Source organism: Arthrobacter sp. IK3, assembly GCF_051337705.1.
Classification (GTDB): domain Bacteria; phylum Actinomycetota; class Actinomycetes; order Actinomycetales; family Micrococcaceae; genus Arthrobacter_B; species Arthrobacter_B koreensis.
This window is the reverse complement of sequence record NZ_JBPPSW010000012.1, coordinates 75,309-101,880: the sequence shown is the minus strand read 5'-3', so window position 1 is coordinate 101,880 and position 26,572 is coordinate 75,309. Positions and strand designations below refer to the sequence as shown.

27 protein-coding genes and 1 tRNA gene are annotated in these 26,572 nt (G+C 66.4%); 9 read left to right on the top strand and 19 right to left on the bottom strand.

Annotated elements, in window-relative coordinates; translation table 11 throughout:
* The first annotated feature begins 11 nt into the window (after positions 1-11).
* A complete protein-coding gene (gene epsC / locus ACSLGO_RS15655; RefSeq protein ID WP_152274679.1) occupies positions 12-596 on the top strand; it encodes a serine O-acetyltransferase EpsC in 585 nt (194 codons plus the stop codon).
* A gap of 62 nt (positions 597-658) precedes the next feature.
* On the opposite strand, the gene gndA is transcribed toward epsC, so the two are convergent.
* Positions 659-2,095: an NADP-dependent phosphogluconate dehydrogenase gene (gene gndA, locus ACSLGO_RS15650; protein WP_091605822.1), complete on the bottom strand. Its 1,437-nt coding sequence runs from the start codon at positions 2,093-2,095 to the stop codon at positions 659-661.
* A 172-nt stretch (positions 2,096-2,267) separates the two neighbouring features.
* Positions 2,268-3,674, bottom strand: a complete 1,407-nt coding sequence (locus ACSLGO_RS15645; RefSeq protein ID WP_436401453.1) for a DUF2252 domain-containing protein — start codon at positions 3,672-3,674, stop codon at positions 2,268-2,270.
* 291 nt (positions 3,675-3,965) lie between these two features.
* Between ACSLGO_RS15645 and ACSLGO_RS15640 the strand changes: the two genes are divergently transcribed.
* Positions 3,966-5,180, top strand: a complete 1,215-nt coding sequence (locus ACSLGO_RS15640; protein ID WP_176697568.1) for a cation:proton antiporter — start codon at positions 3,966-3,968, stop codon at positions 5,178-5,180.
* A gap of 1 nt (position 5,181) precedes the next feature.
* On the opposite strand, the gene ACSLGO_RS15635 is transcribed toward ACSLGO_RS15640, so the two are convergent.
* The 5 genes from ACSLGO_RS15635 to ACSLGO_RS15615 all read right to left on the bottom strand — a co-directional run bounded on the left by ACSLGO_RS15635 (position 5,182) and on the right by ACSLGO_RS15615 (position 8,252).
* Positions 5,182-6,057: a serine hydrolase gene (locus ACSLGO_RS15635; RefSeq protein ID WP_091604086.1), complete on the bottom strand. Its 876-nt coding sequence runs from the start codon at positions 6,055-6,057 to the stop codon at positions 5,182-5,184.
* 185 nt (positions 6,058-6,242) lie between these two features.
* Positions 6,243-6,315: transfer RNA gene (locus ACSLGO_RS15630), tRNA-Val, on the bottom strand.
* Positions 6,316-6,400: 85 nt separating this feature from the next.
* Positions 6,401-7,336, bottom strand: a complete 936-nt coding sequence (locus tag ACSLGO_RS15625) for an NAD-dependent protein deacetylase (protein WP_436401452.1) — start codon at positions 7,334-7,336, stop codon at positions 6,401-6,403.
* 1 nt (position 7,337) lies between these two features.
* The gene (locus ACSLGO_RS15620; RefSeq protein ID WP_436401451.1) at positions 7,338-7,826 is read right to left on the bottom strand and encodes a peroxiredoxin; all 489 of its coding nucleotides are present in this window, start codon (positions 7,824-7,826) and stop codon (positions 7,338-7,340) included.
* 6 nt (positions 7,827-7,832) lie between these two features.
* Positions 7,833-8,252, bottom strand: coding sequence for a DUF3052 domain-containing protein (locus ACSLGO_RS15615; protein ID WP_091604076.1), 420 nt, complete (start codon positions 8,250-8,252; stop codon positions 7,833-7,835).
* A 304-nt stretch (positions 8,253-8,556) separates the two neighbouring features.
* Between ACSLGO_RS15615 and aceE the strand changes: the two genes are divergently transcribed.
* From aceE to fabF, 6 genes are all read left to right on the top strand, one after another.
* Positions 8,557-11,295, top strand: a complete 2,739-nt coding sequence (aceE, locus tag ACSLGO_RS15610) for a pyruvate dehydrogenase (acetyl-transferring), homodimeric type (RefSeq protein WP_436401450.1) — start codon at positions 8,557-8,559, stop codon at positions 11,293-11,295.
* 105 nt (positions 11,296-11,400) lie between these two features.
* Positions 11,401-12,630 (top strand): PucR family transcriptional regulator, encoded by a 1,230-nt coding sequence (locus ACSLGO_RS15605; RefSeq protein WP_091604070.1) that lies wholly within the window; start codon positions 11,401-11,403, stop codon positions 12,628-12,630.
* 120 nt (positions 12,631-12,750) lie between these two features.
* Positions 12,751-13,707 (top strand): ACP S-malonyltransferase, encoded by a 957-nt coding sequence (locus ACSLGO_RS15600; protein WP_436401449.1) that lies wholly within the window; start codon positions 12,751-12,753, stop codon positions 13,705-13,707.
* Complete coding sequence (locus ACSLGO_RS15595) at positions 13,704-14,765, top strand: beta-ketoacyl-ACP synthase III (RefSeq protein ID WP_091604067.1); 1,062 nt, start codon at positions 13,704-13,706, stop codon at positions 14,763-14,765. Before ACSLGO_RS15600 ends, ACSLGO_RS15595 begins: the two co-directional genes overlap by 4 nt.
* Positions 14,766-14,844: 79 nt before the next feature.
* Positions 14,845-15,090, top strand: coding sequence for an acyl carrier protein (locus ACSLGO_RS15590; protein WP_055240832.1), 246 nt, complete (start codon positions 14,845-14,847; stop codon positions 15,088-15,090).
* 98 nt (positions 15,091-15,188) lie between these two features.
* Positions 15,189-16,430, top strand: coding sequence for a beta-ketoacyl-ACP synthase II (fabF, locus tag ACSLGO_RS15585; protein WP_436401448.1), 1,242 nt, complete (start codon positions 15,189-15,191; stop codon positions 16,428-16,430).
* Between the two features lie 83 nt (positions 16,431-16,513).
* Here fabF and ACSLGO_RS15580 read toward each other — a convergent pair whose 3' ends face one another.
* The 7 genes from ACSLGO_RS15580 to ACSLGO_RS15550 form a co-directional block, all read right to left on the bottom strand.
* Positions 16,514-17,017: a DUF3145 domain-containing protein gene (locus tag ACSLGO_RS15580; RefSeq protein ID WP_091604061.1), complete on the bottom strand. Its 504-nt coding sequence runs from the start codon at positions 17,015-17,017 to the stop codon at positions 16,514-16,516.
* 207 nt (positions 17,018-17,224) lie between these two features.
* Positions 17,225-18,112 (bottom strand): tyrosine recombinase XerC, encoded by an 888-nt coding sequence (locus ACSLGO_RS15575; RefSeq protein ID WP_386887613.1) that lies wholly within the window; start codon positions 18,110-18,112, stop codon positions 17,225-17,227.
* 162 nt (positions 18,113-18,274) lie between these two features.
* A complete protein-coding gene (locus tag ACSLGO_RS15570; protein ID WP_436401447.1) occupies positions 18,275-18,799 on the bottom strand; it encodes a methylated-DNA--[protein]-cysteine S-methyltransferase in 525 nt (174 codons plus the stop codon).
* Between the two features lies 1 nt (position 18,800).
* A complete protein-coding gene (locus ACSLGO_RS15565; RefSeq protein WP_325787274.1) occupies positions 18,801-20,108 on the bottom strand; it encodes a DNA-processing protein DprA in 1,308 nt (435 codons plus the stop codon).
* Positions 20,105-21,649: a YifB family Mg chelatase-like AAA ATPase gene (locus ACSLGO_RS15560; protein WP_325787275.1), complete on the bottom strand. Its 1,545-nt coding sequence runs from the start codon at positions 21,647-21,649 to the stop codon at positions 20,105-20,107. The genes ACSLGO_RS15565 and ACSLGO_RS15560 overlap by 4 nt, the downstream gene beginning before the upstream one ends.
* Positions 21,649-22,008: a YraN family protein gene (locus tag ACSLGO_RS15555; protein WP_152274689.1), complete on the bottom strand. Its 360-nt coding sequence runs from the start codon at positions 22,006-22,008 to the stop codon at positions 21,649-21,651. Before ACSLGO_RS15555 ends, ACSLGO_RS15560 begins: the two co-directional genes overlap by 1 nt.
* A 118-nt stretch (positions 22,009-22,126) precedes the next feature.
* Positions 22,127-22,765, bottom strand: a complete 639-nt coding sequence (locus ACSLGO_RS15550) for a hypothetical protein (RefSeq protein WP_436401446.1) — start codon at positions 22,763-22,765, stop codon at positions 22,127-22,129.
* Positions 22,766-22,816: 51 nt separating this feature from the next.
* On the opposite strand from ACSLGO_RS15550, the gene ACSLGO_RS15545 reads away from it, so the two are divergent.
* Positions 22,817-23,434: a GNAT family N-acetyltransferase gene (locus ACSLGO_RS15545; protein WP_263127028.1), complete on the top strand. Its 618-nt coding sequence runs from the start codon at positions 22,817-22,819 to the stop codon at positions 23,432-23,434.
* On the opposite strand, the gene ACSLGO_RS15540 is transcribed toward ACSLGO_RS15545, so the two are convergent.
* From ACSLGO_RS15540 to rplS, 5 genes are all read right to left on the bottom strand, one after another.
* A complete protein-coding gene (locus tag ACSLGO_RS15540) occupies positions 23,431-23,754 on the bottom strand; it encodes a DUF2469 domain-containing protein (RefSeq protein WP_091604041.1) in 324 nt (107 codons plus the stop codon). The genes ACSLGO_RS15545 and ACSLGO_RS15540 overlap by 4 nt on opposite strands.
* Before the next feature lie 7 nt (positions 23,755-23,761).
* Positions 23,762-24,562, bottom strand: coding sequence for a ribonuclease HII (locus tag ACSLGO_RS15535; protein ID WP_436401445.1), 801 nt, complete (start codon positions 24,560-24,562; stop codon positions 23,762-23,764).
* A complete protein-coding gene (lepB, locus tag ACSLGO_RS15530) occupies positions 24,559-25,338 on the bottom strand; it encodes a signal peptidase I (RefSeq protein ID WP_436401444.1) in 780 nt (259 codons plus the stop codon). The genes ACSLGO_RS15535 and lepB (ACSLGO_RS15530) overlap by 4 nt, the downstream gene beginning before the upstream one ends.
* An 11-nt stretch (positions 25,339-25,349) precedes the next feature.
* Positions 25,350-25,997 carry a signal peptidase I gene (gene lepB, locus ACSLGO_RS15525; protein WP_091605811.1) on the bottom strand — a complete coding sequence of 216 codons (648 nt, stop codon included), beginning with the start codon at positions 25,995-25,997 and terminating at the stop codon, positions 25,350-25,352.
* 62 nt (positions 25,998-26,059) lie between these two features.
* Positions 26,060-26,419 (bottom strand): 50S ribosomal protein L19, encoded by a 360-nt coding sequence (gene rplS, locus ACSLGO_RS15520; protein WP_091604035.1) that lies wholly within the window; start codon positions 26,417-26,419, stop codon positions 26,060-26,062.
* Between the last annotated feature and the right edge of the window lie 153 nt (positions 26,420-26,572).

Here is a 26,572-nt window from a genome sequence, read left to right as displayed (position 1 = left end):
GAAAGTCACCCGTGAGTTTCCTGTCCCGCCTTCGCGAAGACCTCACCGCCGCCGCGTCCCATGACCCGGCGGCGCGCGGTTCCCTCGAGAACCTCATTGTCTACTCCGGACTGCACGCCATCTGGATCCACCGCCTGACCCACCGGATGTGGGCCAACCCGGCACTGCGTTTCCCGGCACGCGCACTCTCGCAGTTCGCGCGTTTCGCCACGGGCATCGAGATCCATCCGGGCGCCACCATCGGCCGGCGCTTCTTCATCGACCACGGCATGGGAGTGGTCATCGGGGAGACAGCGGAAATCGGCGACGACGTCATGCTCTACCACGGGGTGACCCTCGGCGGACGTTCCCTGGCCAGGGTGAAGCGGCACCCCACCCTGTGCAACGGCGTTGTCGTCGGCGCCGGCGCGAAGATCCTGGGGCCGGTAACCATCGGCGCCAACAGCGCGGTGGGTGCCAACGCCGTCGTGGTCAAGGACGCGCCTGCGGACTCGATCATCACCGGTATTCCCGCGACGTGGCGGCACCGTGACGCCAAGATGAACCAGCCTGCCGTTGACCCGGCGGAGTACGTGGATCCGGCGATCTACATCTAGCTACAAAAGCGAAAAGTCCGGCTGCCCCCTTTGGGGCAGCCGGACTTTTGCGTGCCGGAGGACTAGTGGGTGTCCACGGCTTCGATTTCGGAATGATCCCCGCTCCACAGCGTGTGGAAGGTGCCTTCGGCATCCACGCGGCTGTAGGTGTGCGCGCCAAACAGGTCGCGCAGGCCCTGGGTCAGGGCGGCAGGCAGGCGCTTGCGGCGCAGGCCGTCGTAGTAGGCCAGGGAGGACGAGAAGACCGGAACCGGGATGCCCAGCTGAACAGCCACGGACACCACCCGGCGCCAGGCCGGAAGAGCCTGGGCGATGGACTCGGCGAACGCCGGGGCGAGCAGGAGGTTGGCCGGAGCCTTGCCGTCCGCATATGCCTTCATGATGTCATCGAGCAGTTCCGCGCGGATGATGCAGCCGGCACGCCAGAGCGAGGCGATCTCATCCAGCTTCAGGTCCCACCCGTAGGTCTTCGCCGCCCCGGTAAGCATGTCCAGGCCCTGGGCGTAGCTGACCAGCTTGGAGGCGTACAGCGCCTGCCGCACGTCTTCCACGAAGGTCTCGGGAAGCTCGACGGCGGCTTCCTCGCCGGCAAGGACTCCCTGTGCTTCCTCGCGCTGGCCGCGCTGCGATGACAGTGCGCGGGCGAACACGGATTCCGCGATGGCAGAGACCGGGGAACCCAGGTCCAGGCCGGAGACAACCGTCCAGCGGCCCGTGCCCTTCTGGCCCGCGGAATCCACGACGACGTCAACGAACGGCTTGCCGGTCTTCGCGTCGGTGTGGGCGAGGACTTCGGCCGTGATTTCGATCAGGAAGGAGCTCAGCTGGCCCTTGTTCCATTCAGTGAAGATTTCTGCCTGCTCGGCGGGCTCGATGCCCGCAGCCGAGCGCAGCAGGTCGTAGGCTTCGCCGATGACCTGCATGTCCGCATATTCGATGCCGTTGTGGACCATCTTCACGAAGTGCCCGGCACCGTCTGTACCCACCCAGGTGCAGCACGGCTCGCCGTTGTATTTCGCTGAAATCTTCTCCAGCATCGGACCCAGCGAGTCGTAGGACTCCCGGGACCCGCCGGGCATGATGGACGGGCCCAGCAGCGCACCCTCTTCGCCGCCGGACACGCCGACGCCCACGAAGTGGAGGTCCTTCTCAGCGAGGGCTGCCTCCCGGCGCCGGGTGTCCTCGTAGTGGGAGTTGCCGGCGTCGATCACGATGTCGCCCGGTTCCAGCAGCGGAACCAGCTGGTCGATGACGGAGTCCACCGGGCCTCCGGCCTTGACCATGATCAGGACGCGGCGCGGCTTCTCCAGGGAGTCCACCAGTTCCTGCAGCGACTCCGTGCGGATGAAGTCGCCTTCGTCTCCGTGCGCCTCAAGGAGGGCGTCGGTCTTTTCGATCGAGCGGTTGTGCAGGGCAACTGTGTAGCCGTTCCGGGCCAGGTTGCGGGCGAGGTTGGCCCCCATCACGGCCAGGCCGGTCACACCGATTTGTGCGCTCAAGTTCACTCCAAGGATTCTTCAGGTGCCGCTGACTGCAGCACGGACTCGGCGCGGAAATACGCCGTCTTCAGCCTCCAGCCTATTCTTCCGGCGGACCTGCCGCCACATGGCTCGTCGCGGACGTCCGGAAGCCGGAGCTGCCGGGCGTTCCCGGCACGCCCGGCCGTTGCCCCTACACGCCTTCGACGGCGCTGATCCGGCCGGAACGGACTGCCTCCGCGAAGGACTGGTAGTCGGCGTCATTCTGGTCCGCGTACCGCCGGCAGAATTCGGATGCGGCCTTGTCGAACTTCGTGCCGCGGCCAAGATAGGCCGCCAGTGCCACCGGATCCCCCGTCCGTGCATGCGCCCGCGCCAGGGTCCAGCCGCACAAGTGCGCGTAGAACTCCATGCCGGCCGGCCGCATTGCTTCCACCTCTGCGCTCCCCTTCATGTCCCGCAGCTGCCGCCAGTACATGTACCTGTTGGCCTGCACTCCCCTGGTCCAGCCCAGGAAGGGGTCACTCGCCGCCTGCATGCTGCGCTGGCCCTGGACAACCCGTTCGCCCGGCTGCCGGTACTCACTGGCGGGCAGGTGGTCCTCCAGCACGGACCGCGTTGCCTCCTTGACCTGCAGGAACAACGGGTCCCCGGAGTCACGTCCCTGCAGCAGGACGATGAATGAACGGGTTCCAACGCTGCCCACGCCCACCACCTTGCGCGCAGCGTCCACTATTTCGAATCTCTCCAGCAGGTGCCGCCGATCGTCCTGGAGCATCTGCCGGTATGACGTGAACTGGTCGTTGACGGCACGCCGGAGCTCCGACGCCGACATACCGAACGACGCATGTGCCTCCCGTGCCGGAATCACGATGGGCGGCCGGCTGGCTATCCGGTACTTGCCGTCTACCAGCTCCGCCAGCTTGGACAGTGCCTGCAGGCTGTCCCTCGAGCGCGCCTTCAGGACGGTTTTCTCCGCGGCCAGCCCGGCCCGCCGGGCAGCTTTCTTCCGGTCCCGTCCCTTGCCGGTTCCGGCTGCGAGGCGGATGGCCCGGAGTACGTCTTCTTCCTCCAACCGCGCATACCAGATCTGGAGGACGCCCAGTGAGGCGAACCGGAGCATCGCTTCGCGGTAGGAGCGGACGGCGGCCTCCGTCACCTTCTGTGCCTTCTCCGGGCTGAAGAGGTTGTTCCTGGCTGCGACCGTGAAGCTGGCTCCCATCCGCAGCACGTCGTATTCGAACGGCCCCGGCAGGGTCTCGTCGAAATCGTTGAGGTCGAAGAGCATCCGCCGCTCGGGTGAAGCGAACAGGCCGAAATTGGATAGGTGGGCGTCCCCGCAGAGCTGGACATTCAGTCCGCTCCTCGGGATGTCCCGAAGGTCGGCTGCCATGATCTTGGCCGCACCGCGGTAGAACGCAAGCGGCGAGGCGAGCATGCGTCCGTGCCGCACGGGAACCAGGTCCGGCTCCCGAGTGAGGTTCTGCTCCTCCAGGAGCGCCACCGGATCCGGCCTGCGGGCGGCGGGTTCCCAGGCGGCGTGCAGGGACCGGGGCGTCTTCTCCCGGCGGGACCTGCCCCTCTCAGTGCGCGTCGACACGCTCGAATGGCTGATCCTGGTTCGAACCATGGCCGGCGACCTCCCGCCGCTTCGTGCTGTCCCTGGTATCAGCCCGGGCGGCGCTGCCGCGCCGCGGACTGCACCCACAGGATACCGGGCTGCACCCGGCGGCGGGAGGCCCCCCGCCGCAATCCATGCGGCAGGAAGAACCTGCAGCGCTGCCTGCCGGGCCGGCGAACCCTGTACTGGAAGGGCGGGTTCTCGTACGTTGGTGCAAGGACGCTCACCGTGCCCGGCCCGCGGAATAACCGCCGGCACTGGAGGAACAGCATGATTGCCTTACTGCTCGGCTCCGCAGCCCTGATCCTGCTGAGTGCCTTCTCCGGTCCGCTGGGCCGCCGCGGTATCACCTCAGCCATGGCATTCGTCCTGGCGGGGTTCCTCCTGGCGCTGGCGTTCGGTGACAGGCTGGGGATTTCACTTGAGACAAACTCGGTGCTGCGGGTGGCCGAGCTGGCCCTGGTGTTCCTCCTGTTCAACGACGCGGCCCGGTTGGACCTGGGTGGGCTCCGCCGCAGCCCCGGCTGGCCGGTTCGCCTGCTCGGCGTGGGGCTGCCGCTGACGCTGCTGCTTGGATTCGCGGCCGGGGCCGCCCTCTTTCCGGATCTCTCCCCCGCAAGCGTTTTTCTTCTCTCGGCAATGCTCTGTGCCACTGACGCCGCGCTCGGCCACCGGGTAGTGGAGGATCCCTCAGTGCCGGTTCCGGTGCGCCGCGCCCTGAACGTTGAAAGCGGACTGAACGACGGCGTCGCGGTTCCGTTCTTCCTGGTGTCCCTGGACCTCACCATGTCAGCGCTCGACGCCGGTGTGCCCTCCGCTATCGCGGCCGCCCTCGCGCAGCAGGTTGGCTGGGGCCTGGCTGCGGGAGTTCTTATCGGCTGCACCGGCGGGTACCTGCAGCGGCTGGCTGCCCGGCGGGGCTGGTTTGAAACCCGCTGGCGCCAGCCGTGCACGCTGGCAGTTGCCCTGGCAGCCTACGCCGCCGCCGTCACCCTGGGGGGAAGCGCGTTTCTGGCGGCCTTCGTGGCGGGCCTGGCCTTCCGACTCGCCCATGGTGCCGACGACAGTGACGCCACGCGCTTCACGGAAGAGACCGGAGGCATCCTCGCCGCCGCAACCTGGATGATCTTTGGCGCCGTGGCTGTACCTGCCGCCTTGTCCCATCTCACCTGGCAAATGGCCGTCTACGCGCTGCTGAGCCTGACAGCCGTGCGGATGCTGGCGGTGGGAGCCGCTATGGCCGGCAGCGGCGCACCGTGGCCGACACGCGCGTTCCTCGGCTGGTTCGGCCCCCGGGGACTAGCCTCGGTGGTGTTCGCCATCCTCGCCTTCGAGCGCGGCACTCCGGCTGCCGAAACCCTGCTGGCTATTGTCGCCGCAACCGTTGGGCTGAGTGTCTTCGCCCACGGACTCTCAGCGAAGCCGCTGGTGGCCGTGTACCACCGTTGGTCGGAGCCTGGACCACGCGGACGGCAGGCGCACTAGGCTATCCGTAGGCCCCAAGCTCCCAGCCGTTAACAATTGCGGCCGCTCCCTCAAGCAGTGAGATGCCCTCGTCCAGCGAATCCGTTCCTGCCGTGAGCACAACAATGCTGTACTCGGCGCTGCCTCCTACCACGAAGCCCGAGCTGCCGACGTTCCAGGCCAGGAGATCATCCTGCAGCCAGCCGTTCTTCAGTCCAACCTCCGCCACGGGGTTCAGGATCCCGGCGCTGATTCCCCAGGCCTGCTCCGGAACTACGTTTTCCAGCAGGACGGCCGCGTAATCCTGCAATCCGTCCCGGATCCAGTCCACCCCAAGCGCCACCGCCGTGGCGATCCTCAGCTGGTCTTCGGCATTGGTCTCATTGGCACCCCAGACTTCACCTGCTTCCGTGCCGGTGACTCCCAGCAGCCCGTAGGTTTTCTGCAGCTCTTCCGCCCCGCCCAGCATGGCATAAAGCTCATCTGTCGCCGCGTTGTCACTCTGGCAGATCATGAGCTCGGCAAGCTGCTCTTCCTCTGCCGTGAGTTCCCTTTCTTCCTCTGTTGCCTGGCGAAGCAGCGTCAGAAGAATCGGAACCTTCACAAGGCTAGCTTCCAGGTACCGGCCCTCCGGGTGGTAGGACCAGGCACGGCCCGTTCCGTGTTCGTAGATGGCTACCGAAAAGTCGGCTCCGGCTTGTGCCGCGTAGCTGTCAAGTTCGGCCCGCAGCGCCAGCTCCGGTTCGGAACCGGCAGAAGGAGTCTCAGGGCTGCCGGGAACAGTAACTGTGGTGGGTGCCGGCTCGCCGGTGCAGCCGGCCAGGGCAGCAGCACTGAGCACTGTGGCCAGCAGGAACGCAGCCGCAGTCTTGGGGAAGTTCGTGGGCAATGTGCTCATGTCTTTCACGTGCTCTGGTACGCGGTGCGTCAACCGCACCCGTTTAGTTTTACCGCCGGAGGCTTTGAACCGGGTGTGTGTACCCTCGGGATCCGCTTTGCATCCGGACACCGCAGCCCCACCCCGCAGGCAGTCCTGGATACGAAAAAACCCGCCTGCGGTGTTCCGCAGGCGGGTTTTGCCGGTGGGTCCTACCGGGATCGAACCGATGACATCCACGGTGTAAACGTGGCGCTCTACCAGCTGAGCTAAAGACCCAACGTGACCCGTTATGCCAGCTGGGATATTCCCGGCCAGCGCCGCATCACGAGGAATTACACTACCGGAAGATGCCCGCGATTACCTAATGCCCCTGTCCGGGCCAAGGGACGGGATCCGGCAGGGCCCGCGCCAGGTACTGCAGTGCCGTACCGACGCCCATATCGATCTTGAGGTCCGCCAGCGCATCCCCCCGGGTCTCACCCCGGTTGATGATCACTACCGGCTTACCTTCCTTGGCTGCATGCCGGACGAAGCGCAGCCCGCTCATGACGGTGAGCGAGGAACCGGCAACCAGCAGCGCACCGGCGTCGTCCACCGCCGCGTAGGCCAGCCGGACACGCTCCTTGGGCACGTTCTCGCCGAAGTACACGAAGTCCGGCTTGAGCATCCCCTCGCACACAGGGCAGTCAGCTATGGTGAAGCCTTCGGTGTCGGTGATCTCGGCGTCGGCGTCCGGGGCGATGTCCCCGTCCGCTGCCACCCGTTCCAGGAATCCCGGGTTGAGCTTCTCCAGTAGCCTGGCGATCCCTTCACGTGTGTACACAGCGCCGCAGGAGAGGCACAGCACCCGGTCATAGCGTCCGTGCAGGTCAATGACCCGGACGCTGCCCGCATCACTGTGCAGCCGGTCCACGTTCTGCGTGATGACACCGGTGAGCAGGCCGCGTTCCTCCAAATGGACTACGGCCTCGTGGCCGGCATTGGGTACGGCGTGGCGAAGGTGGTGCCAGCCCACGTGGTTGCGCGCCCAGTACCGCTGGCGGAGCACCGGGTCTCCCACGAACTGCTGGTAGGTCATGGGGTTCCGCGGCGGTGCGTCCGGGCCTCGGTAGTCCGGAATCCCGGAATCAGTACTGAGTCCGGCCCCGGTGAGCAGTGCGATCCTGCGGCCGGCAAGCAGCTCAACGGCCTGGTCCAGCTGGGCGCGTTCGGCCGCGGTCGGATCTGCCGAGGCGTCCAGGGCTTCCCGCGTCACGAATCCGGTGAGCCCCGTTCCCGGCGGTACAGGCTGGGTCATGTCAGTTCCGTTCTCTGGGCGGGAGCGCTGAAAGTGCCTGCAGGTAATCCGCGGCGCGGCGGGGTTCGTCCTGGCCGGAGCGGAGGATCTGTGCGATGCGCCCGTCCGAGTCCAGGATGAAGCTTGACCTGCCTGCCATGCCGCGGCTTTCCTCGAAGACTCCGAAAGCCCTTGCAGCGGCGCCGTGTGGCCAGAAGTCGGACAAAAGGTCGAATTCCCAGCCCTTCTCCGACGCCCAGGCGCGGAGCGAATACTTCGCATCGCAGGACACGGCCAGCAGCCTCGCACCGGCTGCGCTGAATTCGGGCTCCAGCCCTGCAAGCGCCTCAAGCTCGCCCGAGCAGACCCGGGAGAAAGCGAAGGGATAGAACACCAGGACGGCGGGAGCGCCCGCGAGGTCGGCTGACCGGACGGTCTCGCCGTACTGGTTGGACAGCTCGAAGGCAGGTGCCGGATCCCCGATGCCGGGGATCCCGGCTGCAGGTATCAAAAGCGGCTACTTCTTCCGGCGGCTGACCAGGCGTGTGGCGGCCCAGTCACGGCTCACGCCCGGTGACGTGGTGACGTGCAGGCCGGCAGTCGGAGCCGCCTCTTCGATGTCGGCGGGAGGAACATAGCCTTCCCGCCCGGACTTGGGCGTCAGGACCCAGACCACTCCGCCGTCGTCGAGCGTGGTCAGGGAGTCAACCAGCGCGTCGACCAGGTCGCCGTCATCCGAACGCCACCACAGGATGACCCCGTCAACAACCTCGTGGTCATCCTCAGTGAGGAGCTCGCCGCCCGAGAGGTCTTCAAGGTCCTCACGGAGATCGAAGTCCACGTCTTCGTCGTAGCCGAATTCCTGAATCAGGTCGCCGTCTTTGAAACCCATTCTTTCCGCCACGTTTTTCTCTGTGACGGCATCGGCCTCGCTCACTTCACTCCTCCTGGTTGACTGCATAAATACAAGGGAATCACATCTTGGCCAGAACTGCCCTTTTCCTGACTCAAGGGAACACCTTTAACCGGCAAGCTTCAAGGGTTCCGAGTCCGCCGGCAGGCCTTCCCGGGTGAAGGCTACGCAAGGCGGGGACGCCGGTCTACAGTGGCAGGAAGGACACGCACGGCGGTACGCGCGGCGCGTATGTCCCCCGGCATCCGGCCGCGGGCGGAGTGATCCGGCAGGCACAGGACCCCCGCAGCGGCAGGTTCCAGGCACCATCTGTGCATAGGAGAGATTCGTGGCCGCAGAAGACAGAACGGACATCCTCAGCGGGCTCACCGGCCAGCTGCCCGACACCGATCCCGAAGAAACCGCCGAATGGATCGAGTCCCTGGACAACCTGGTCAAGACGGAGGGAACCGAGAGGGCCCAGTTCATTCTGCGTTCGCTGCTGCAGCGCGCAGGGGCGCATTCAGTAGGCGTACCCATGGTCACCACCACGGATTACGTCAACACCATTCCCGTGGACCAGGAGCCCGAGTTTCCCGGCGACGAGGAGGTTGAGCGCCGTTTCCGGGCCTGGATGCGGTGGAACGCTGCGGTCATGGTGCACCGTGCGCAGCGCCCGGGAATCGGCGTCGGCGGCCACATCTCAACTTTCGCCGGTGCCGCCACGCTGTACGAGGTGGGGATGAACCATTTCTTCCGCGGCAAGGATCATCCCGGACGCGGGGACCAGGTCTATTTCCAGGGCCACGCGGCGCCGGGAATGTACGCCAGGGCGTTCCTGGAGGGACGGCTGAGCGAGGAAGACCTGGACGGGTTCCGGCAGGAGAAGTCCCGGGAAGGCCACGGCCTGTCTTCCTACCCGCACCCGCGGAACATGCCTGATTTCTGGGAGTTCCCCACCGTTTCGATGGGCATCGGCCCCATGAACGCGATCTTCCAGGCCCAGCTGAACCGTTACCTGCACAACCGCGGTATGAAGGACACCTCGGAACAGCACGTGTGGGCGTTCCTGGGCGACGGCGAAATGGACGAGCCGGAATCGCGCGGGCTGCTCCACGTTGCCGCGAATGACAAGCTGGACAACCTCACATTCGTGGTTAACGCGAACCTGCAGCGGCTTGACGGTCCGGTGCGCGGCAACGGCAAGATCGTGCAGGAGCTGGAGGCCTTCTTCCGCGGCGCCGGCTGGAACGTCATCAAGGTGCTCTGGGGCCGGGAATGGGATCCGCTGCTCGCTGCCGATGACGACGGCGCGCTGGTGGAGATCATGAATTCAACGCTCGACGGCGACTACCAGACCTACAAGGCCGAATCCGGCGGCTTCATCCGGGACCATTTCTTCGGCAAGAGCCCCCAGACCAAGGCGATGGTGTCACGTCTTTCCGACGACGACATCTGGAACCTCAAGCGGGGCGGCCACGACTACCGCAAGGTGTATGCGGCCTATAAGGCAGCCCTGGAATTCAAGGGCAAGCCAACCGTTGTCCTGGCCCACACGGTTAAGGGCTACGGCCTCGGCCCGCACTTCGAGGCACGCAACGCCACCCATCAGATGAAGAAGCTCACCCTGGACGATCTCAAGCTGTTCCGGGACTCGCTCCGGATTCCCATCACGGATGAACAGCTCGAAGCGGACCCCTACCGCCCGCCGTACTTCAACCCGGGACCCCAGGCACCCGAAATCCGCTACATGCTGGAGCGGAGGAAGGAGCTGGGCGGTTTCCTTCCCGAACGCCGCACGGACTTCAATCCGATCCACCTGCCGGGGGAAAAGTCCTACGAGGTAGCCAACCGCGGTTCGGGCAAGCAGCTGGCAGCCACCACCATGGCCTTCGTCCGCCTGCTCAAGGACCTGATGCGGGACAAGGAATTCGGCATGCGGATTGTGCCGATCATTCCCGACGAGGCCCGGACCTTCGGCATGGACTCGTTCTTCCCCACAGCGAAGATCTACAACCCGCAGGGCCAGAACTACCTCTCGGTGGACCGGGACCTCGTCCTGGCGTACAAGGAGTCCCCGCAGGGCCAGATTGTGCACGTCGGCATCAATGAAGCCGGTTCAATCGCTGCGTTCACCGCTGCCGGCACGTCCTACGCGACGCAGGGCGTGCCGCTGATCCCGGTCTATATCTTCTACTCGATGTTCGGTTTCCAGCGCACCGGCGACTTCATCTGGGCGGCTGCGGACCAGCTGGCCCGCGGGTTCATGATCTCTGCCACAGCCGGACGGACCACCCTGACCGGTGAGGGCCTGCAGCACGCTGACGGGCACTCCCCGATCCTGGCGTCCACCAACCCTGCAGTGAAGACCTACGACCCGGCGTACGGCTACGAGATCGGCCACATCGTGAGGCACGGGCTGGAGGAAATGTACGGGCCGGATTCGAAGGACCCGAACCTGATCTACAACCTCATGGCCTACAACGAGCCCATCCTCCAGCCCAAGGCGCCGGAGGACCTTGACGTGGAAGGCGTCATCAGGGGCATCTACCTCCTTTCCTCCGCGTCGATCGACGGCCCACGGGCGCAGCTGCTGGCCTCCGGCGTCGCGGTCCCCTGGGCGATGGAGGCGCAGCGGCTCCTGGCCGAGGACTGGAATGTCTCAGCGGACGTGTGGTCGGTGACCAGCTGGAATGAACTGCGCAGGGACGGCCTCGCGGCTGAGGAAGAAGCCTTCCTCCACCCCGATGCGGAGCCTCGGGTTCCGTTCGTGACCCGGCAGATGGCCGGAGCCACCGGACCCGTGGTGGCCTCCACGGACTACATGAAGGCAGTACCGGACCAGATCCGCCAGTTCCTGCCCAACGAGTTCGCGTCCCTGGGCGCGGACGGATTCGGTTTTGCCGACACCCGGGCCGCGGCCCGGCGCTACTTCAAGATCGACAGCCACTCAATGGTGGTCCGGACCCTCGAGATGCTGGCCCGGCGCGGTGAGGTGGATTCGTCTGCTCCCCGGGAGGCCATCAGCCGGTACCACCTGTTGGACGTCACGAAGGGCACCAGCGGCAATGCCGGCGGCGACGCCTAGGCGGGCAGCCGGATGCCGCACACGGCCATAGCCGGGCCCGAGGCTGCAGAGTTGTAGCCTTCACACAAAATGGAGGTTCGGCAGCCAAGGCCGTAAGCTTCGAGGATGCCAGTGACCCGCACAACGCCACCAGCAGCGGCGGCACCGGAGAACGGTGCCGACCCGCTCATCCTGGAACGGCTCAAGGCCAACATCGGCAAGCTCTCTACGGCCACGCTGAAGCAGCTTGATGTGTCCCTGCCCTGGTACCGGGGCCTTCGTCCGGACGAACGTTCTGCCCTGGGCATGGTGGCGCAGAAGGGCATCGCTTCCTTCGTTAACTGGTACGAACGCCCCGCCTCCCCGGCCTGGGTGCTCAGCGACGTTTTCGGAACCGCGCCCACAGAACTGACCCGCGCCATCAGCCTGCAGAAAGCCCTCGCCCTGATCCGCGTGGTTGTCCAGGTGGTGGAAGACCGCGTGCCGGAACTTGCCGCGGGATCCGTCCAGGGACCGCTGCGCGAAGCCGTCCTGCGCTACTCCCGCGAGGTTGCTTTCGCCGCTGCCGATGTCTACGCCCGGGCCGCTGAAACCCGCGGAGCGTGGGACACCCGGCTTGAGGCGCTGGTGGTAGATGCGATCCTGCGCGGCGAGAGCTCGGACGCCCTCCGCTCCCGGATCGCCGCCGTCGGCTGGACTTCGACGGCAGGAGTCACGGTGATTGTGGGCAGCTCCCCTGCTGATCCCAGCCCGTCCTTCGTCAACGAACTCCGCCGGGTGGCCGGACGGCTCGCCGAGGACACCCTGGTGGGCATCCAAGGCGACAGGCTCATCCTGGTGCTGGGCGGAATGAGCGAAAAGTCAGGTGCCCTGGCCCGCCTGGCGGATCTTTTCGGCACCGGCCCGGTAGTGTACGGGCCGCCGGCGGATTCCCTCGTGGACGCGGGCCCCTCGGCCCAGGCAGCCTTCGCCGGTCTCACTGCGGCGCGTGCCTGGCCGGCAGCTCCCCGCCCGGTGGCCGCGGATGATCTGTGGCCGGAACGGGTCATGTCCGGAGACGACTCGGCACGCAAGGCCCTGGTGCGCAGCATCTACCGGCCACTGCTGGCCGCCTCCAACGGTCTGGCGGAAACGCTTTCCGCCTATCTGTCCCTAGGACATTCGCTGGAGGCTACGGCACGGGAACTGTTTGTCCACGCGAACACCGTCCGCTACCGGCTGCGGCGGGTCTGCGACATCACCGGGTGGGACCCGATGCTCCCCCGCGAAGCCTTCGTCCTCCAGACGGCCCTGGTGGTCGGCAGGCTCGCGCCTGCCGGCAAAGCAGTCCCCGAACGCCCTGCGACCCGTTCCTGAGACCTCCCTTACCTGCCTTGCACCGCCGGGCCACCCTTGTAGACTTCCTACAATGCGCCCGGGCGAGCTTGGTTCACCTAAACACCCGGTAAATACGTCCCTCTTTGGAAAGCTTGTTACGTGCTAGCAATCGTCTGCCCCGGCCAGGGGTCACAAACGCCAGGCTTCCTTGCTCCGTGGCTGGAACTGCCCGGGGTACGGGAGCACCTCGAAGCGCTCTCCGACGCCGCGGGGCTAGACCTCGTAGCGCACGGCACCGTCTCCGACGAAGAGACCATCAAAGACACCGCCGTAGCGCAGCCGCTGATCGTGGCGGCTGGGCTTGTAGCCGCCCGCCTGCTTCTCGACACCGGCGCCCTCACCGCAGCAACCGTCGTCGCCGGCCATTCGGTGGGCGAGATCACCGCCTCCGCCGTCGCAGGCGCCCTTACCGAGGATGACGCCGTGACCTTCGTTCGGGAGCGCGCCAACGCGATGGCACGCGCTGCCGCTGCAGCGCCCACCGGCATGAGCGCGGTGCTTGGCGGCGACCCCGACGACGTCGCGCAGGTCCTTGCCGGCCTGGGCCTCACCGCGGCGAACGCCAACGGCGGCGGCCAGGTCGTGGCAGCGGGCACGCTGGAACAGCTGGCGGAGCTGACTGCCAATCCCCCCGCTAAGGCACGCGTCATTCCCCTGAAGGTCGCGGGAGCCTTCCACACTTCCCATATGGAACCGGCGCTCAGCGTCCTGGAAGCGCTGCGGCCCTCCCTGTCCCCCGCACAGCCCCTGCCCACGCTGCTCTCGAATTTCGACGGCGCCGCCGTGGTAAGCGGCGAGGCCAACCTGGACAGTCTGATCGCCCAGGTCTCCCGCCCGGTCCGGTGGGACGCCTGCATGGAGACCATGACAGGCATGGGAGTCACCGGCATACTGGAACTTCCTCCTGCCGGCACGCTGACCGGACTCGCCAAGCGCGGCATGCGCGGTGTGCCCTCCCTGGCCCTGAAGTCCCCCGAAGACCTCGCCGCTGCCCGTGCCTTCGTGGCCGAGCACTCCGGCGCGGCAGCAGTTACAACCCAAGAAGGTAATGCGTGAGCACGCCCACCCTGAAGCAAGCCCCCGTCAACGAGTTCAGCCGGATCCACGGTCTGGGCGCGTTCCGCCCGGACGTGATCGTCAGCAACGAGGACGTGTGCCAGTGGATCGAGTCCTCCGACGAGTGGATCCGCCAGCGCACGGGCATCGTCACCCGCCACCGGGCTGACAAAGGCACCTCCGTGGTGGACATGGCGGAGCTGGCCGGGCGCGATGCACTGTCCCACGCCGGCATCGACGGTTCGGAACTCGACGCCGTCATCGTCTCCACCGTGACCCACCCCTTCGCCACGCCGTCGGCAGCTGCGCAGGTCGCCGACAGGCTTGGAGCGACTCCCGCCCCCGCCTACGACGTCTCAGCCGCCTGCGCAGGCTACTGCTACGGCATTGCCCAGGCAGATGCACTGGTCCGCTCGGGTGCCGCCAAGTACGTGCTGGTCGTCGGCGTCGAAAAGCTTTCCGATTTCATCGACAACACCGAGCGCACCATTTCGTTCCTTCTCGGCGACGGCGCAGGCGCCGTTGTTGTGGGACCCTCTGACACTCCCGGAATCGGTCCGTCGGTCTGGGGCTCGGACGGAAGCAAGTCCGGTGCGATTGGCATGACACATTCAATGCTCGAAATCCGCGAGCTTTCACTTGCGGCCGAAGCCGACGGCGAGCTGCCGGCTTCCGTGCTGGCCGAGCGGGAAACCAAGTTGTGGCCCACCCTGCGCCAGGACGGCCAGACCGTATTCCGCTGGGCTGTCTGGGAGATGGCCAAAGCCGCACAGCAGGCTCTCGACGCCGCCGGCGTGACGGCGGAGGATCTCTCGGCCTTCGTCCCGCACCAGGCCAACATGCGGATTATCGATGAGATGGCCAAGCAGCTGAAGCTGCCGGAGTCCGTGGTTATCGCCCGGGACATCGCCGACGCCGGCAACACCTCGGCCGCTTCGATTCCGCTGGCCACGCACCGGCTGCTTGCCGAGCATCCCGACCTCAGCGGAAAACTGTCGCTGCAGATCGGCTTCGGCGCCGGGCTGGTGTTTGGCGCACAGGTAGTAGTCCTCCCCTAGTTTGCAAGACCACACCGCCTGCGGCGGTTGGAAAACCCATACCGGTCCAGCACCGGTACCACCGAAAAAAGGAGCCCCCATGGCTAGCAACGAAGAAATCCTGGCCGGTCTCGCCGAGATCGTGAACGAGGAAACCGGCCTGGCCCCCGAGGCCGTTGAGCTGGACAAGTCCTTCACGGATGACCTGGACATCGACTCCATCTCGATGATGACCATCGTGGTCAACGCCGAGGAGAAGTTCGGCGTTCGCATCCCCGACGAAGAGGTCAAGAACCTCAAGACCGTTGGCGACGCCGTCGACTTCATCTCCAACGCCCAGGCGTAGTTCGTGAAGGGCGGCCGCTGCGGCGGCCGCCCTTTCCAGTACTACCCGCTGCACCAGCAACCAGGTGCGCCCCCCAAATTTTCCCAAGAGAGTGAATCATGGCCCGCAAAGTAGTCATTACCGGCCTCGGCGCGACAACGCCGATCGGCGGAGATGTCCCGACCATGTGGAAGAACGCCCTGGTGGGCGTCTCCGGTGCCCGCACCCTCGAAGACGACTGGGTCGAGAAGTACTCCCTGCCGGTCACCTTCGCCGCACGTGTTTCCACGCCTGCCACTGAGGTCCTCTCCCGGGTGGAAGCCAAGCGCATGGACCCGTCTACCCAGTTCGCCGTCGTTGCCTCCCGGGAAGCATGGGCCGATTCCGGGCTGGATGACGCCGAGATTGACCACGACAGGCTGGCTGTTTCCTTCGCCACGGGGATCGGCGGTGTCTGGACCCTGCTCGACGCGTGGGACACCCTGCGCGAGAAGGGTCCGCGGCGGGTGCTGCCCATGACCGTTCCCATGCTGATGCCAAACGGCCCGGCCGCGGCGGTCAGCCTGGACCTGGGCGCCCGTGCGGGAGCGCACACGCCGGTTTCCGCCTGCGCCTCCGGTACCGAATCCCTGCACCAGGGCCTCGAACTGATCCGTTCCGGCAAGGCGGACGTCGTCGTCTGCGGCGGCGCCGAAGCTGCCATCCACCCCATGCCGCTGGCGTCCTTCGCCTCAATGCAGGCACTGTCCCGCCGCAACGACGATCCCGGGCGCGCATCACGCCCCTATGACAAGGACCGCGACGGCTTCGTCATGGGTGAAGGCGCAGGCGCCCTTGTCCTCGAGGCCGAGGAACACGCGCTGGCCCGCGGCGCACGCATTTACGCCGAACTGGCCGGTACGGCAGTCACGGCGGATGCTTACCACATCACCGCCCCGGACCCCGAAGGACTCGGTGCCACCCGCGCACTGAAGGCAGCTATGTACGACGCACGGGCCCAGGCCGAAGACGTGGTGCACGTCAATGCCCATGCCACCTCCACGCCGGTTGGCGACAAGCCCGAGTACACCGCGCTGAAGTCCGCCCTTGGCGCCCACGTGGACAACGTGGCGGTCTCCGCCACCAAGTCCCAGACCGGCCACCTGCTGGGCGCGTCCGGCGCCGTCGAAGCGGTACTGACGGCCATGGCGGTCTACACGCGGCAGGCACCGGCGACGATCAACCTGGACAACCAGGATCCCGAGATTCCGCTGGACGTGGTGACCACGGCCCGCGACCTGCCCTCGGGCGACATCGTGGCTCTGAACAACTCGTTCGGCTTCGGCGGACACAACGCCGTCGTAGCGCTGCGAAGCCACTAGTTCCGCAGCGAAAAGGCCGGGTCCCTGTCAGGGACCCGGCCTTTTTTGCTGCGGAAAAATGTTGCGGAGCGCGCTCCGGAGGATCAGCCCACCTGGTGAAGCCAGCGCACGGGCGCACCGTCTGCGGCGTGGCGGAAGGGCTCCAGTTCGTCGTCCCAGGCTTCGCCGAGTGCCAGCGAGAGCTCGTGGTACACGGCAGCCGGATCGCCGGCCCCGTTTTCGTAGGCATACCGGATACGGTCCTCAGAGACCATGATGTTGCCGTGGACATCCGTGGTGGCGTGGAAAATGCCGAGTTCAGGGGTGTGCGACCAGCGGCTTCCGTCGGCACCTGCGCTGGGCTCTTCGGTGACCTCGTAGCGGAGGTGGGCCCAACCGCGCAGCGCCGAGGCAAGCAGCGATCCGGTGCCCTGTGCCCCCGCCCATGCAAGCTCGGCCCGGACCATGCCCGGAGCCGCCGGCTGAGGGGTCCACTCGAAATCCGTCCGCTTTTCAACGACGGATTCGATGGCCCACTCGATATGAGGGCACAACGCAGAAGGGGCTGAGTGCACGAACAATACGCCGTGCGCCATCACAACAGTCATTCCATCCTCCGTAGCTGTAGGTGCGTCTTCCCCAACGACCTGCATGGACGGGATGGTTCCTGAAGTTCCAAGCCCTGAAGCTCTCGTTGCCTGCATACTTATGAGCTGCCAGCCGAGACCTAGCATCATTGTGCCGCATGTTACGCAATTACGCCAATGAAACTACTTGGTTGTAAGTGCTTTCTTCCCGGAGGCGCTGGGGCACCCCTAGGCCCTGGGGTGCGCCTGCTCGTAACTCCTGCGAAGGCGGTCCACGGAGACGTGTGTGTACAGCTGGGTGGTGGCCAGGCTGCTGTGCCCCAGGAGCTCCTGCACGCTGCGAAGGTCCGCTCCCCCATCCAGGAGATGGGTGGCAGCGCTATGGCGAAGGGCATGCGGTCCGCTTGCCGATGTATCCCCCAGTGCCTCGAAGAGCGCGGCTGTGACGCCCCGGACCTGCCGCTGGTCTATCCGTCCGCCGCGCTGGCCGAGGAACAGCGCAGGACCGCTGGATTCCCTGGCCAGTGCGGGCCGGCCGCGCCGCAGCCAGTCGTCGACGGCGAGCGCCGCGGGCAGCCCATAGGGCACGGTCCTTTCCTTGTTTCCCTTGCCCACGACGCGCAGGGTTCGCCTGTCCTGGTCCAAATCGTCCACGTCCAGGCTGGCGAGTTCCCCCACCCGAATGCCTGTGGCGTACAGCAGCTCAACCAGGGCACGGTCCCGCAGCGCAAGGGGGCCGCCCTCAGCGGCTGCCTCGGCGAGGGTTCCAAACAGGGCATCAATCTGCGCGGGACGGAGAACTCCGGGCAGGGTTTTGGTTCTTTTGGGCGCCTTGAGCCGCAGGGCCGGATCGGCCGGTATCAGTTCTTCCCGCAGCGCCCAGCCGGTGAAGGAACGCGCCGTCGCGGCACGCCGGGCGATGGTGGCGCGGGCCTGCCCGGAGTCGCTCAGCTGGCCGAGCCAGCTGCGCAGGACGGACAGGTCAATCTCGGCGAGCCTGTTGAGGCCCAGTCCGGCGGCAAAGTCCAGCAGCGATGCGACGTCGCCTTCGTAGGCCCGGACGGTGTGTTCCGAACGCGCGCGTTCCGAGGCCAGGTAACTGCAGAAACCTTCCAGGGCACGGGTGTATTCGGCCGGACGTGCTGCCGGCGGCTGGGTACGGCTGCCGTCTGGCTTGGAGTTGCTGGAATTGCCCACAGGTCCACCTTCGCCGCTTTACCCGGTTGCATCAAGCAGGCACACCGGACCCCACGCCAGGCCGGCGCAGCGGACCCCGCGCTAGGCGGGCACACCGGCGCCGGAACACTGCCGCCGGAGCACCTCGTTCGCGGGCGCTGCTTCGAGCTCCAGGAGCGCCCGCTTGGCGTCAATGCCTGCTGAATACCCGGTGAGTGCGCCCTTGGTGCCAACCACCCGGTGCGTCGGTATGACGATGCCCACCGCGTTGCGCGCCAGTGCGGCACCGACTCCGCGGGCCTTGGACGCATCGCCCAGCGCCATGGCGAGCTGCTTGTAGGTTCTCGTCTGGCCGTAGGGAATCGCCTGGACTGCGCGCCAGACCTGTTCCTGGAACGGTGTTCCCTTTTGGGACACCGGCAGATCGAAGCAGCACCGACGTCCGGCGAAGTACTCTTCGAACTGCCGTTCAACTGTTTCGAACCCGTCTTCCGCGGCCAGTCCCCACCGCGCGGTGTGCTGCGGCAGAAAGTTGGTCGGCGACGCCTCGACGCCAATGAGCATTCCGTCTTCTGCAACAAGCGTCAGGATGCCCAGCGGCGAGTAAATGACTTTGTGGGTGCGCATATCAGTCTCCTTTGAATGGCGGTCTGGTGGTTGACGGATGTATCGGGGGCCGCTCCCCGCGTTGCCACAGGCCGTCACCTGTCCTCCGTGCGAGCCCGGAAAGCTCAAGCCGTGCAAGTCCTGCTCGGACAGCGGCAGCGCTGAGTCCGGCTACGGCCGAAAGTTTCTGCGGCGGTACGGCTTTGCGCAGCGGCAGGGCGTCCAGCAGGAGGACGTCTTCGACGGACAGGCCGTCGTGATCCGCAGGTACGCCCGCGCGGTCCCGGCCACCGTCGTCCTCAGATGCCAGGGCAAAGGGGTTGGCAAGTTCCAGGGCTTCCGCCGCGTCAGTCACACAGACCGCGCTGCCGTCACGCAGGAGCCGGTGGCACCCGGCAGAATTGGCTGAGTAGACGGACCCGGGCACCGCGCCTACTCCCCTGCCCAGCTCCGCTGCGTGATGAGCCGTATTCAGGGCGCCGGAACGCCAGCGCGCCTCCACCACCACCGTGGCCGCGGCAAGTGCCGCGATGATGCGGTTGCGCTGCAGGAAGCGCCACCGGGTGGGGGCGGAACCCGGTGGAACTTCACTCAGGATGAGGCCGGTTTCAGCCACGGCCCGCAGCAGGTCATCATTCCCGGCGGGATACAACCGGTCCACGCCGCCCGCCAGCACCGCCAGGGTAGACGTTTCGGTGCTGCCCCCGGCGGAGGGACGGATACCGTCGGGGGCAGCACGCTTATCGGAACCGGTCCGGCTTCCACCCACGGCGAGAGCAGAGCGGTGGGCTTGCGCATCGATGCCGTAGGCGCCGCCGGAGATCACGGTCCGGCCGCGCTGGACAAGACCGGCAGAAAGGTCGCCCGTGGTCGCCAGCCCGTACGATGTCGCGTCACGTGAGCCCACCAGTGCCAGGCACTGCCCCAGTTCCGGGATGGTTCCCTGACCGCGGCTCCACAAACAGAACGGCATCGACTGGCCCAGGTCAGCCAGCGCGGCAGGCCAGTCACTATCCTCGGGAACGAGCATCCTGCCGCCAAAACGATGCACTGTCTGCAAATCCCGCTGCGGCGCCAGGTCTGCGGTGCGAGGCAGCCACCGTGCGAGTGCCTCAGCAAAGACGCGGTCCGTGCCGCGCACACCCCGTTCCTCCAGCAGGGACACCATGTCCCGGCGCAGTGTTGTTCCGGCGCGCTGGCGGCCTGATGCCACGAGTGCCGCCGTTTCCGGGCCTGCGGCTGCCACCAGGGCCTGCCCAACAGTATCCGAGGGCTCAATGAGCCGTGACAGGGCAGCCCGTGCCAACAAGACAGGTTCGACATGGCTCATGCCGCCACCGCCTGCTGCCGGAACCCCAGCGCCTGGCCGATGTCATCTGCGTCGGGGTAACCGTGGCCCGCCAGGTCCGCTACTGACCAGGCCACGCGCAGCACGCGGTCGTAGCCTCGCGCAGTCAGCGTCTGCCGGTCCAAGGCCCTGTCCAGGGCTGCGGTGCTGTTCCGGGGCGGGCGGAGAACGCCGCGCAGCACGGCCCCGGGCACCTCGGCATTGGTGTCGCAGCCCAGCGGGCCCAGCCGCTCCTGCTGCAGTTCGCGTGCCTGTGCCACCCTGGCGGCAACATGGCGGCTGGGTTCCGCTGTTCCTGCTGCAGCGAAGTCCTGCAGGGAGACGCGCCGGATCTCCAGCTGCAGGTCCACCCGGTCCAGGAGCGGGCCGGACAGCCTGCTGAAGTAACGGCGGCGCTGCTGCGGTGTGCAGGTGCATTCGGTGCCCTTGCCGCTGGCCAGTCCGCAGGGGCACGGGTTGGCCGCAAGCACCAGCTGGAACCGCGCGGGGTACACGGCGGTTCCAGCCGCCCGGTGCAGCACGAGCCGCCCGCTTTCCAGGGGCTGGCGGAGGGCGTCGAGCACACGCGCGTCGTATTCCGGAGCCTCATCCAGGAACAGCACTCCTCGGTGGGCCCGGGACGCTGCTCCCGGCCGTGGAACTCCGCTGCCGCCGCCGATGACGGCCGCGGCAGTTGCCGTGTGGTGGGGGCTTTCAAAGGGAGGACGCCGAATCAGGCTTTCGCAGTGCGAGGTTTGGCCGCTGACGGAGTGAATAGCTGTCACTTCCATCGCCGGTCCGTCCGGCAGATCCGGCAGCAGGCCGGGAAGCCGTTCCGCGAGCATGGTCTTGCCCGCGCCGGGGGGTCCTGTCATGAGCAGATGGTGGGCACCGGCCGCAGCGACTTCGAGGGCGAACCGCGCCTCGTCCTGCCCGGCAATATCCGCCAGGTCGAGCCCGGGCCGGACTGCCGGGGCATCCTCGGGATTTCCCGGCGCGGGCCTGGTGTCTTCCACGGGGAAGACCAAGCTGTCCGGGCGGGCGCCGAATGTATGGGCAACCTCAGCCAGGGACGCGAATCCGCGTACCTGTGCCCCCGGTACAAGGCCGGCCTCGGCGACATTGTCTGCCGCAACGGCGATGTCCGGGTAGCCTGCTTCAACTGCCGCCATGACGGAAGGCAGCACTCCACGCAGCGGCCGCAGCCGTCCGTCGAGTCCAAGCTCCGCCAGGAAAACGGTCCTGCCGGTCTGCCGGACGTCTCCGGCGGCAGCGAGCGCGGCCATGACGATGGCAAGGTCGAACCCGGAACCCCGTTTGTGCACGTCCGCGGGCATCAGGTTCACCGTGATCTTCCGGCGGCTCAGGGGCAGTCCGGCATTCTTTGCAGCCGATTTCACCCGGTCCCGGGATTCATTCAGCGACGCGTCGGGGAGCCCCAGCAGAATGAACGCAGGCAGCGACTGACCGATATCCGCCTCAACCTCGACAATCCGCCCTTCCAACCCGATGAGCCCAACCCCGTACGTTCGTCCCAGGCCCATCAGCCGATCCCCTTCAGGTGCTCGATGACCGGCGGCTGATTTCCCCCGGGCAGCAGGACGGACACCGCGTCTACCCGCCAGCTGCTCCGTGCCGCGGGATGGTCCCGGGTCCACGCTGCGGCCAACAGGTACAGCCGGGCAAGTTTGGCGGCGCTGACGGCTTCGAAGGGATGCCCGTAGTCCAGGGATGAACGGGTCTTCACCTCGGCAATGACCAGTGTGCTGCCGTCCCTCGCCACCACATCGATCTCCCCCTGCCGGCAGCGCCAGTTTCGTTCCAGGACTTCATACCCGGCGGAGGAAAGGTACCGGGCGGCCAGCTCCTCACCGTTGCGGCCCAGCAGGTCTTTGGCTTTCATGCACTGAGTCTGTGCCGGCACCGGGCCAGGTGCTGCCCGAGGAACGACGTGTGTGGAGACCGGCCGGTCCGCGGCGGTGCCGTACGCCTCCTGTGCAGGACAGGAGATGAAGTCCCGATCAGGTCCGGTACAGGACAGGCAGCGGTCTCAGGCGCAGTGCCTGCGGTGTCACCGCGGGCAGCTGGGCACCGGATGGCGGATGGAACCCGTGCAGGATGCTGACGTGCGGCCGGAGCACTGCCGAGAACGACAGGGCAGGATCCTGCGCCGCATATGCCGAAGGGTCCGGGACCCGGCACGCAGCCAGGAAATCAAGGAGAAGCCCGTAGAGACCGGCGTGCACCTGATCCAATTCCGCGGTGGAACGAAACTCGACCGCCAGGGTGGACCCATTGATTCCGAACCCGGTCAACGCGAGGGGGAAAAGCAGGAAGTCTCTCTCCGGGAGGGCCATCTTCGTCGCAGTGAGATAGGACTCTAGTGCCCGGCCGAACTCAGCCCTGGAAACCCCCGTGCTGTCCGCCAGCCGGGCGTACGCTTCGTCGGCCTTGCCGAAATGGATCAGCGTCAGGTGCAGCCGGCCCGGACTCACGGGATGGGCGCGGGGCGCCAGGACGCGCGCGGCGGACTGGAGCCGGACCAGCTCGGCCAGCCCGGCGGCGTCGGGCTTTAGCTGGGCGTAGAGGCGGACTCCGCCCAGCGCAGGCGGAAGGCCCTGGAACTCCCCGGACAGTGGATCAGGTGCAGCGGCTGCCATCTAGGCAGTCTAAGATGCCGCCGCACAAGGGCGGCGCGGTACCTTGGGAAAATGGTGTTCCAGATCCCGCTGCTGCAGGATGAGTCGCTGCTGCTCCGGCCGCATCGCACGGCTGACGCGGACGCTGTCGTCGCGCGGTCGAGGGACCCGCTGACAATCGCCTGGACCACGGTGCCGCTGGATTACACCCGGGACATGGCCCTGAATTACATCGCCGCCGTGGGTGTACCGCAGCAGGACACCATCTCCTGGGCACTTGAACTGAGCGGGCAGTACGCCGGGAGCATCGACCTGCGCTGGCAGGGCGCCGGAACCGGCGGACTCGGATTTGTTACTTCGCCGGAGTACCGCGGCCGCGGTCTAATGAGCCGGGCGGTCCGCCTCGCCGTGTCCTACGCGTTCGACACCCTTGGCTGGGAAGCACTGAACTGGACGTCGAACGTCGGTAACCTGGGCAGCTACAAGGCGGTGTGGCGCAATGGTTTTCCGCTGCCCGTCACCGTTCCGCGGCTGCTGGCCCATCGGGGGGAGATGGTCGACGGTTGGTTCTCCGAACTGGACGCGGCCGCACCGCGGATCCCGCGGATCCTGTGGAGCGACGCAGTGGCACTGCTGCCGCACGTCCCGCAGGCGCCGCCCGGAGACAGGCGCCCGCTGGAAGCGGACTAACCGAGCTCGTCGGCCTTGGGCAGCGTCAGGTCGTCATTGCGGGCGAGCTCTTCCACGTTGACGTCCTTGAACGTGATGACGCGGACGCTTTTGACGAACCGGGCGGAACGGTACACGTCCCAGACCCAGGCGTCCTGCAAGGTCAGGTCAAAGTAGATTTCACCGTCGGCACTGCGTGCCTGAAGGTCCACATGGTTCGCCAGGTAGAAGCGCCGTTCGGTTTCCACCACGTAGCTGAACAGCCCCACAACATCGCGGTATTCGCGGTAGAGCTGCAGCTCCATGTCTGTCTCGTAGTTCTCAAGGTCCTCTGCGCTCATGGGACCATCATCCCCCAAGCGGGCCGGCTGCGGGGCCATCCTGCGGCGACCGTGCCGTTCCCAGCCGCCAGGACAGCCGATGCAGCGGGGACGGTCCCAGCGTGTCGATCGCTGCCCGGTGGGCTTCGGTGGCGTACCCCTTGTTGATCTCCCAGCCGTAGGCGGGATGCTCGGCGGCGTATTGGACCATCATTTCATCGCGTTCCACCTTCGCCAGGACCGACGCCGCAGCCACGCTCAGGCAGGTCATGTCCGCCTTGATGCGGGTATGGACCGGTGCGGTACAGGCAGCGTCGTCAACCTCGTCCGGCTCGTCGAACAGGCTTCCCTGCAGTTCGGGCGAAAGCCAGTTGTGGTTTCCGTCCAGGAGCACGACGTCGGGTATGAGCGTCTCGCTCACCTGCGTCCAGGCGCGCGTCCCGGCCAGGCGCAGGGCACCCATAAGGCCAAGCAGGTCTATTTCGGCGGCGCTGGCGTGGCCAACACCCCAGGCAGGGCACCATTTCTTGATCTTCGGAACAAGCGCCTGCCGGTCGGCCGGCGTCAGCAGCTTGCTGTCCCGCACGCCCTTCAGCGCGCGGACAGACTCCAGCTGGACGGCTACCAGGCCCACGCTGACGGGTCCGGCAAGCGCTCCACGGCCCACTTCGTCGCAGCCGGCCAGCACTCGGTGGCCCAGGGCAGCGAAGGAGCGCTCATGGCGCAGGGTCGGTCCTTTCGCTGCCGTGCGGGTGCGTTGAGGGCGGGTGCTTTTCGTTGCGCCGGTCCCGGCCGGAATGGGCAGCACCGGCGTCTGCTGGGAAGTCACTTCGAGCCCGTCTGCGCCCCGGACGGTTCGGGAACGTTTTCAAAGACCTCAGGGTAGCTGCCGATGAATCCGGCGCGGCTCAGGGGCCAGGCGATCACCGCCGCCTTTCCTTCAATGTCTTCGATGTTGATGAAACCGCCATTGGGCCCGTTCTGGTGCTCCCGGGAATCCGCGGAGGCATTGCGGTGGTCGCCCATGACCCAGACCTTGCCTTCCGGTACCACTACGTCGAACGGGGTGTCCGAAGGCTGCGCCCCGGGATAGATGTACGGCTCGTCCAGGGCTTCACCGTTGACTGTGACCTTGCCGTCGGCATCGCAGCACGCCACGTGGTCTCCGGGCATGCCGATGATCCGCTTGACCAGGTGCTGTTCGGATTCGTCCGGCAGCAGGCCCACGAAGGTGAGCGCGTCCGCAATGAAGTTACGGTCGTTTTCCTGCGCTGCCGGCAGCCAGGCCTGCGTGTCCTTGAAGACCACCACGTCGCCGCGGGAAAGGTCGAACGGCTCGGGAACCAGCAGGTTCACGAAGATCCGGTCATCGATTTCGAGAGTCTCTTCCATGGACCCCGACGGGATGAAGAAAGCCCGGAAGAGGAACGTCTTGATCAGGAAGGAGAGCAGCAGGGCGATCACCACAATGATGACAACCTCGCGCAGCCAGGCGCCGAAGCCCCGCTTCTTGCCGTCCTTGCCCTTGGCATGGGAGGCGCGGTGCTGCGCTTCACCGGCGTTGGAGTCCCCGTTTGCGGGGTCGTCCGGGAAGTCCTGCGCCATGTGCGTTCCTCTTATTCCACGAATTGCCATACGGTGTCCAACTCTAGTCGTTCAATGCCCGTAGTTCTGTCGAACGGCCAAAGGATTCGCTGCGCACGGCCGATCACCCGGTCCTCCGGAATCAGTCCGCCTCCGGGCGCGCCGAGCAGGGTCCTTGAATCGGCTGAATCCGAGCGGTGGTCGCCCAGAAGCCACAGCCGGCCTTCCGGTACAACGACGTCGAACGGCATTTCGCTCCCGCGGTCACCGGGGAAGAGATAAGGCTCACGGATGGGCTGTCCGTTCACGGTCAACCCGCCCCCGTCGGTGCAGCAGGCCACCCGGTCGCCGGGCACGCCGATGACACGCTTGATGTAGACGGTGTCGCTGCCCGCCAGGCCCAGCCACTGCGCGGCGGCGTCAGCGGCCTGCTTCAGCGCTGGATCCGAACTGTGCAGGGGTGCCAGCGAACCGCGCCCGTCAAAGACGACGACGTCGCCGCGCTGGATCTCCGAGCCCCGGTACTCGGTGCGGGAAACCAGCACCCGGTCCCCCGGCTCCAGCAGCGGCTGCATTGAGTCCGAGGGAATGTAATAGACGTCGAAGATGAAAGCCCGGACCAGGCCTGCGAGGACAACTGCCCCCGCCAGGGCCCAGAGCACAAAACGCCAGCCCGCAATGGACCGGCGTTTTGTGTGTTTCCGGGGTCCAGCCCCGTCCGCGGATGTCTGCGGCAAGAAAATTACTTGGCGGGACGGAAGTCGCGCTTTTCCTTGATCTTGGCAGCCTTGCCCCGCAGGTCGCGCATGTAGTACAGCTTGGCGCGGCGGACGTCACCACGGGTGACAACCTCGATCTTGTCGATGACCGGGGAGTGCACCGGGAAGGTACGCTCCACGCCGACGCCGAAGCTGACCTTGCGGACCGTGAAGGTCTCGCGCAGGCCGTCGCCCTGGCGCTTCATGACGAAGCCCTGGAAGACCTGAACACGGGTGTTCTTGCCTTCAACGATGTTGACGTGAACCTTGACGGTGTCACCGGCGCGGAACTCGGGGATGTCCGAACGCAGCGAGGCTGCGTCGAGGGAATCTAGGATGTGCATTGTTACTCACTCCTGGTGAACGCCACAGGTCATTCACTTTGGTCACGGCGGCAAGGGTGGACCCAAGCGGTGCACAGATGCTGCCGAAGCTGTGAAACCGGCGTTCCGGGAATCGGTTGCCGGTGTGCCTTGCCTGTTGGCCTCGCTCCCCCT

Excerpts from the sequence above, each read along its gene's own strand:
- ACSLGO_RS15640 (WP_176697568.1), top strand. The coding sequence starts at position 3,966 with ATGATTGCCTTACTGCTCGGCTCCGCAGCCCTGATCCTGCTGAGTGCC.
- ACSLGO_RS15635 (WP_091604086.1), bottom strand. The coding sequence starts at position 6,057 with ATGAGCACATTGCCCACGAACTTCCCCAAGACTGCGGCTGCGTTCCTG.
- ACSLGO_RS15625 (WP_436401452.1), bottom strand. The coding sequence starts at position 7,336 with ATGACCCAGCCTGTACCGCCGGGAACGGGGCTCACCGGATTCGTGACG.
- ACSLGO_RS15605 (WP_091604070.1), top strand. The coding sequence starts at position 11,401 with ATGCCAGTGACCCGCACAACGCCACCAGCAGCGGCGGCACCGGAGAAC.
- ACSLGO_RS15590 (WP_055240832.1), top strand. The coding sequence starts at position 14,845 with ATGGCTAGCAACGAAGAAATCCTGGCCGGTCTCGCCGAGATCGTGAAC.
- fabF (WP_436401448.1), top strand. The coding sequence starts at position 15,189 with ATGGCCCGCAAAGTAGTCATTACCGGCCTCGGCGCGACAACGCCGATC.
- ACSLGO_RS15580 (WP_091604061.1), bottom strand. The coding sequence starts at position 17,017 with ATGACTGTTGTGATGGCGCACGGCGTATTGTTCGTGCACTCAGCCCCT.
- ACSLGO_RS15570 (WP_436401447.1), bottom strand. The coding sequence starts at position 18,799 with ATGCGCACCCACAAAGTCATTTACTCGCCGCTGGGCATCCTGACGCTT.
- ACSLGO_RS15565 (WP_325787274.1), bottom strand. The coding sequence starts at position 20,108 with ATGAGCCATGTCGAACCTGTCTTGTTGGCACGGGCTGCCCTGTCACGG.
- ACSLGO_RS15560 (WP_325787275.1), bottom strand. The coding sequence starts at position 21,649 with ATGGGCCTGGGACGAACGTACGGGGTTGGGCTCATCGGGTTGGAAGGG.
- ACSLGO_RS15555 (WP_152274689.1), bottom strand. The coding sequence starts at position 22,008 with ATGAAAGCCAAAGACCTGCTGGGCCGCAACGGTGAGGAGCTGGCCGCC.
- ACSLGO_RS15550 (WP_436401446.1), bottom strand. The coding sequence starts at position 22,765 with ATGGCAGCCGCTGCACCTGATCCACTGTCCGGGGAGTTCCAGGGCCTT.
- ACSLGO_RS15545 (WP_263127028.1), top strand. The coding sequence starts at position 22,817 with ATGGTGTTCCAGATCCCGCTGCTGCAGGATGAGTCGCTGCTGCTCCGG.
- ACSLGO_RS15540 (WP_091604041.1), bottom strand. The coding sequence starts at position 23,754 with ATGAGCGCAGAGGACCTTGAGAACTACGAGACAGACATGGAGCTGCAG.
- lepB (WP_436401444.1), bottom strand. The coding sequence starts at position 25,338 with ATGGCGCAGGACTTCCCGGACGACCCCGCAAACGGGGACTCCAACGCC.
- rplS (WP_091604035.1), bottom strand. The coding sequence starts at position 26,419 with ATGCACATCCTAGATTCCCTCGACGCAGCCTCGCTGCGTTCGGACATC.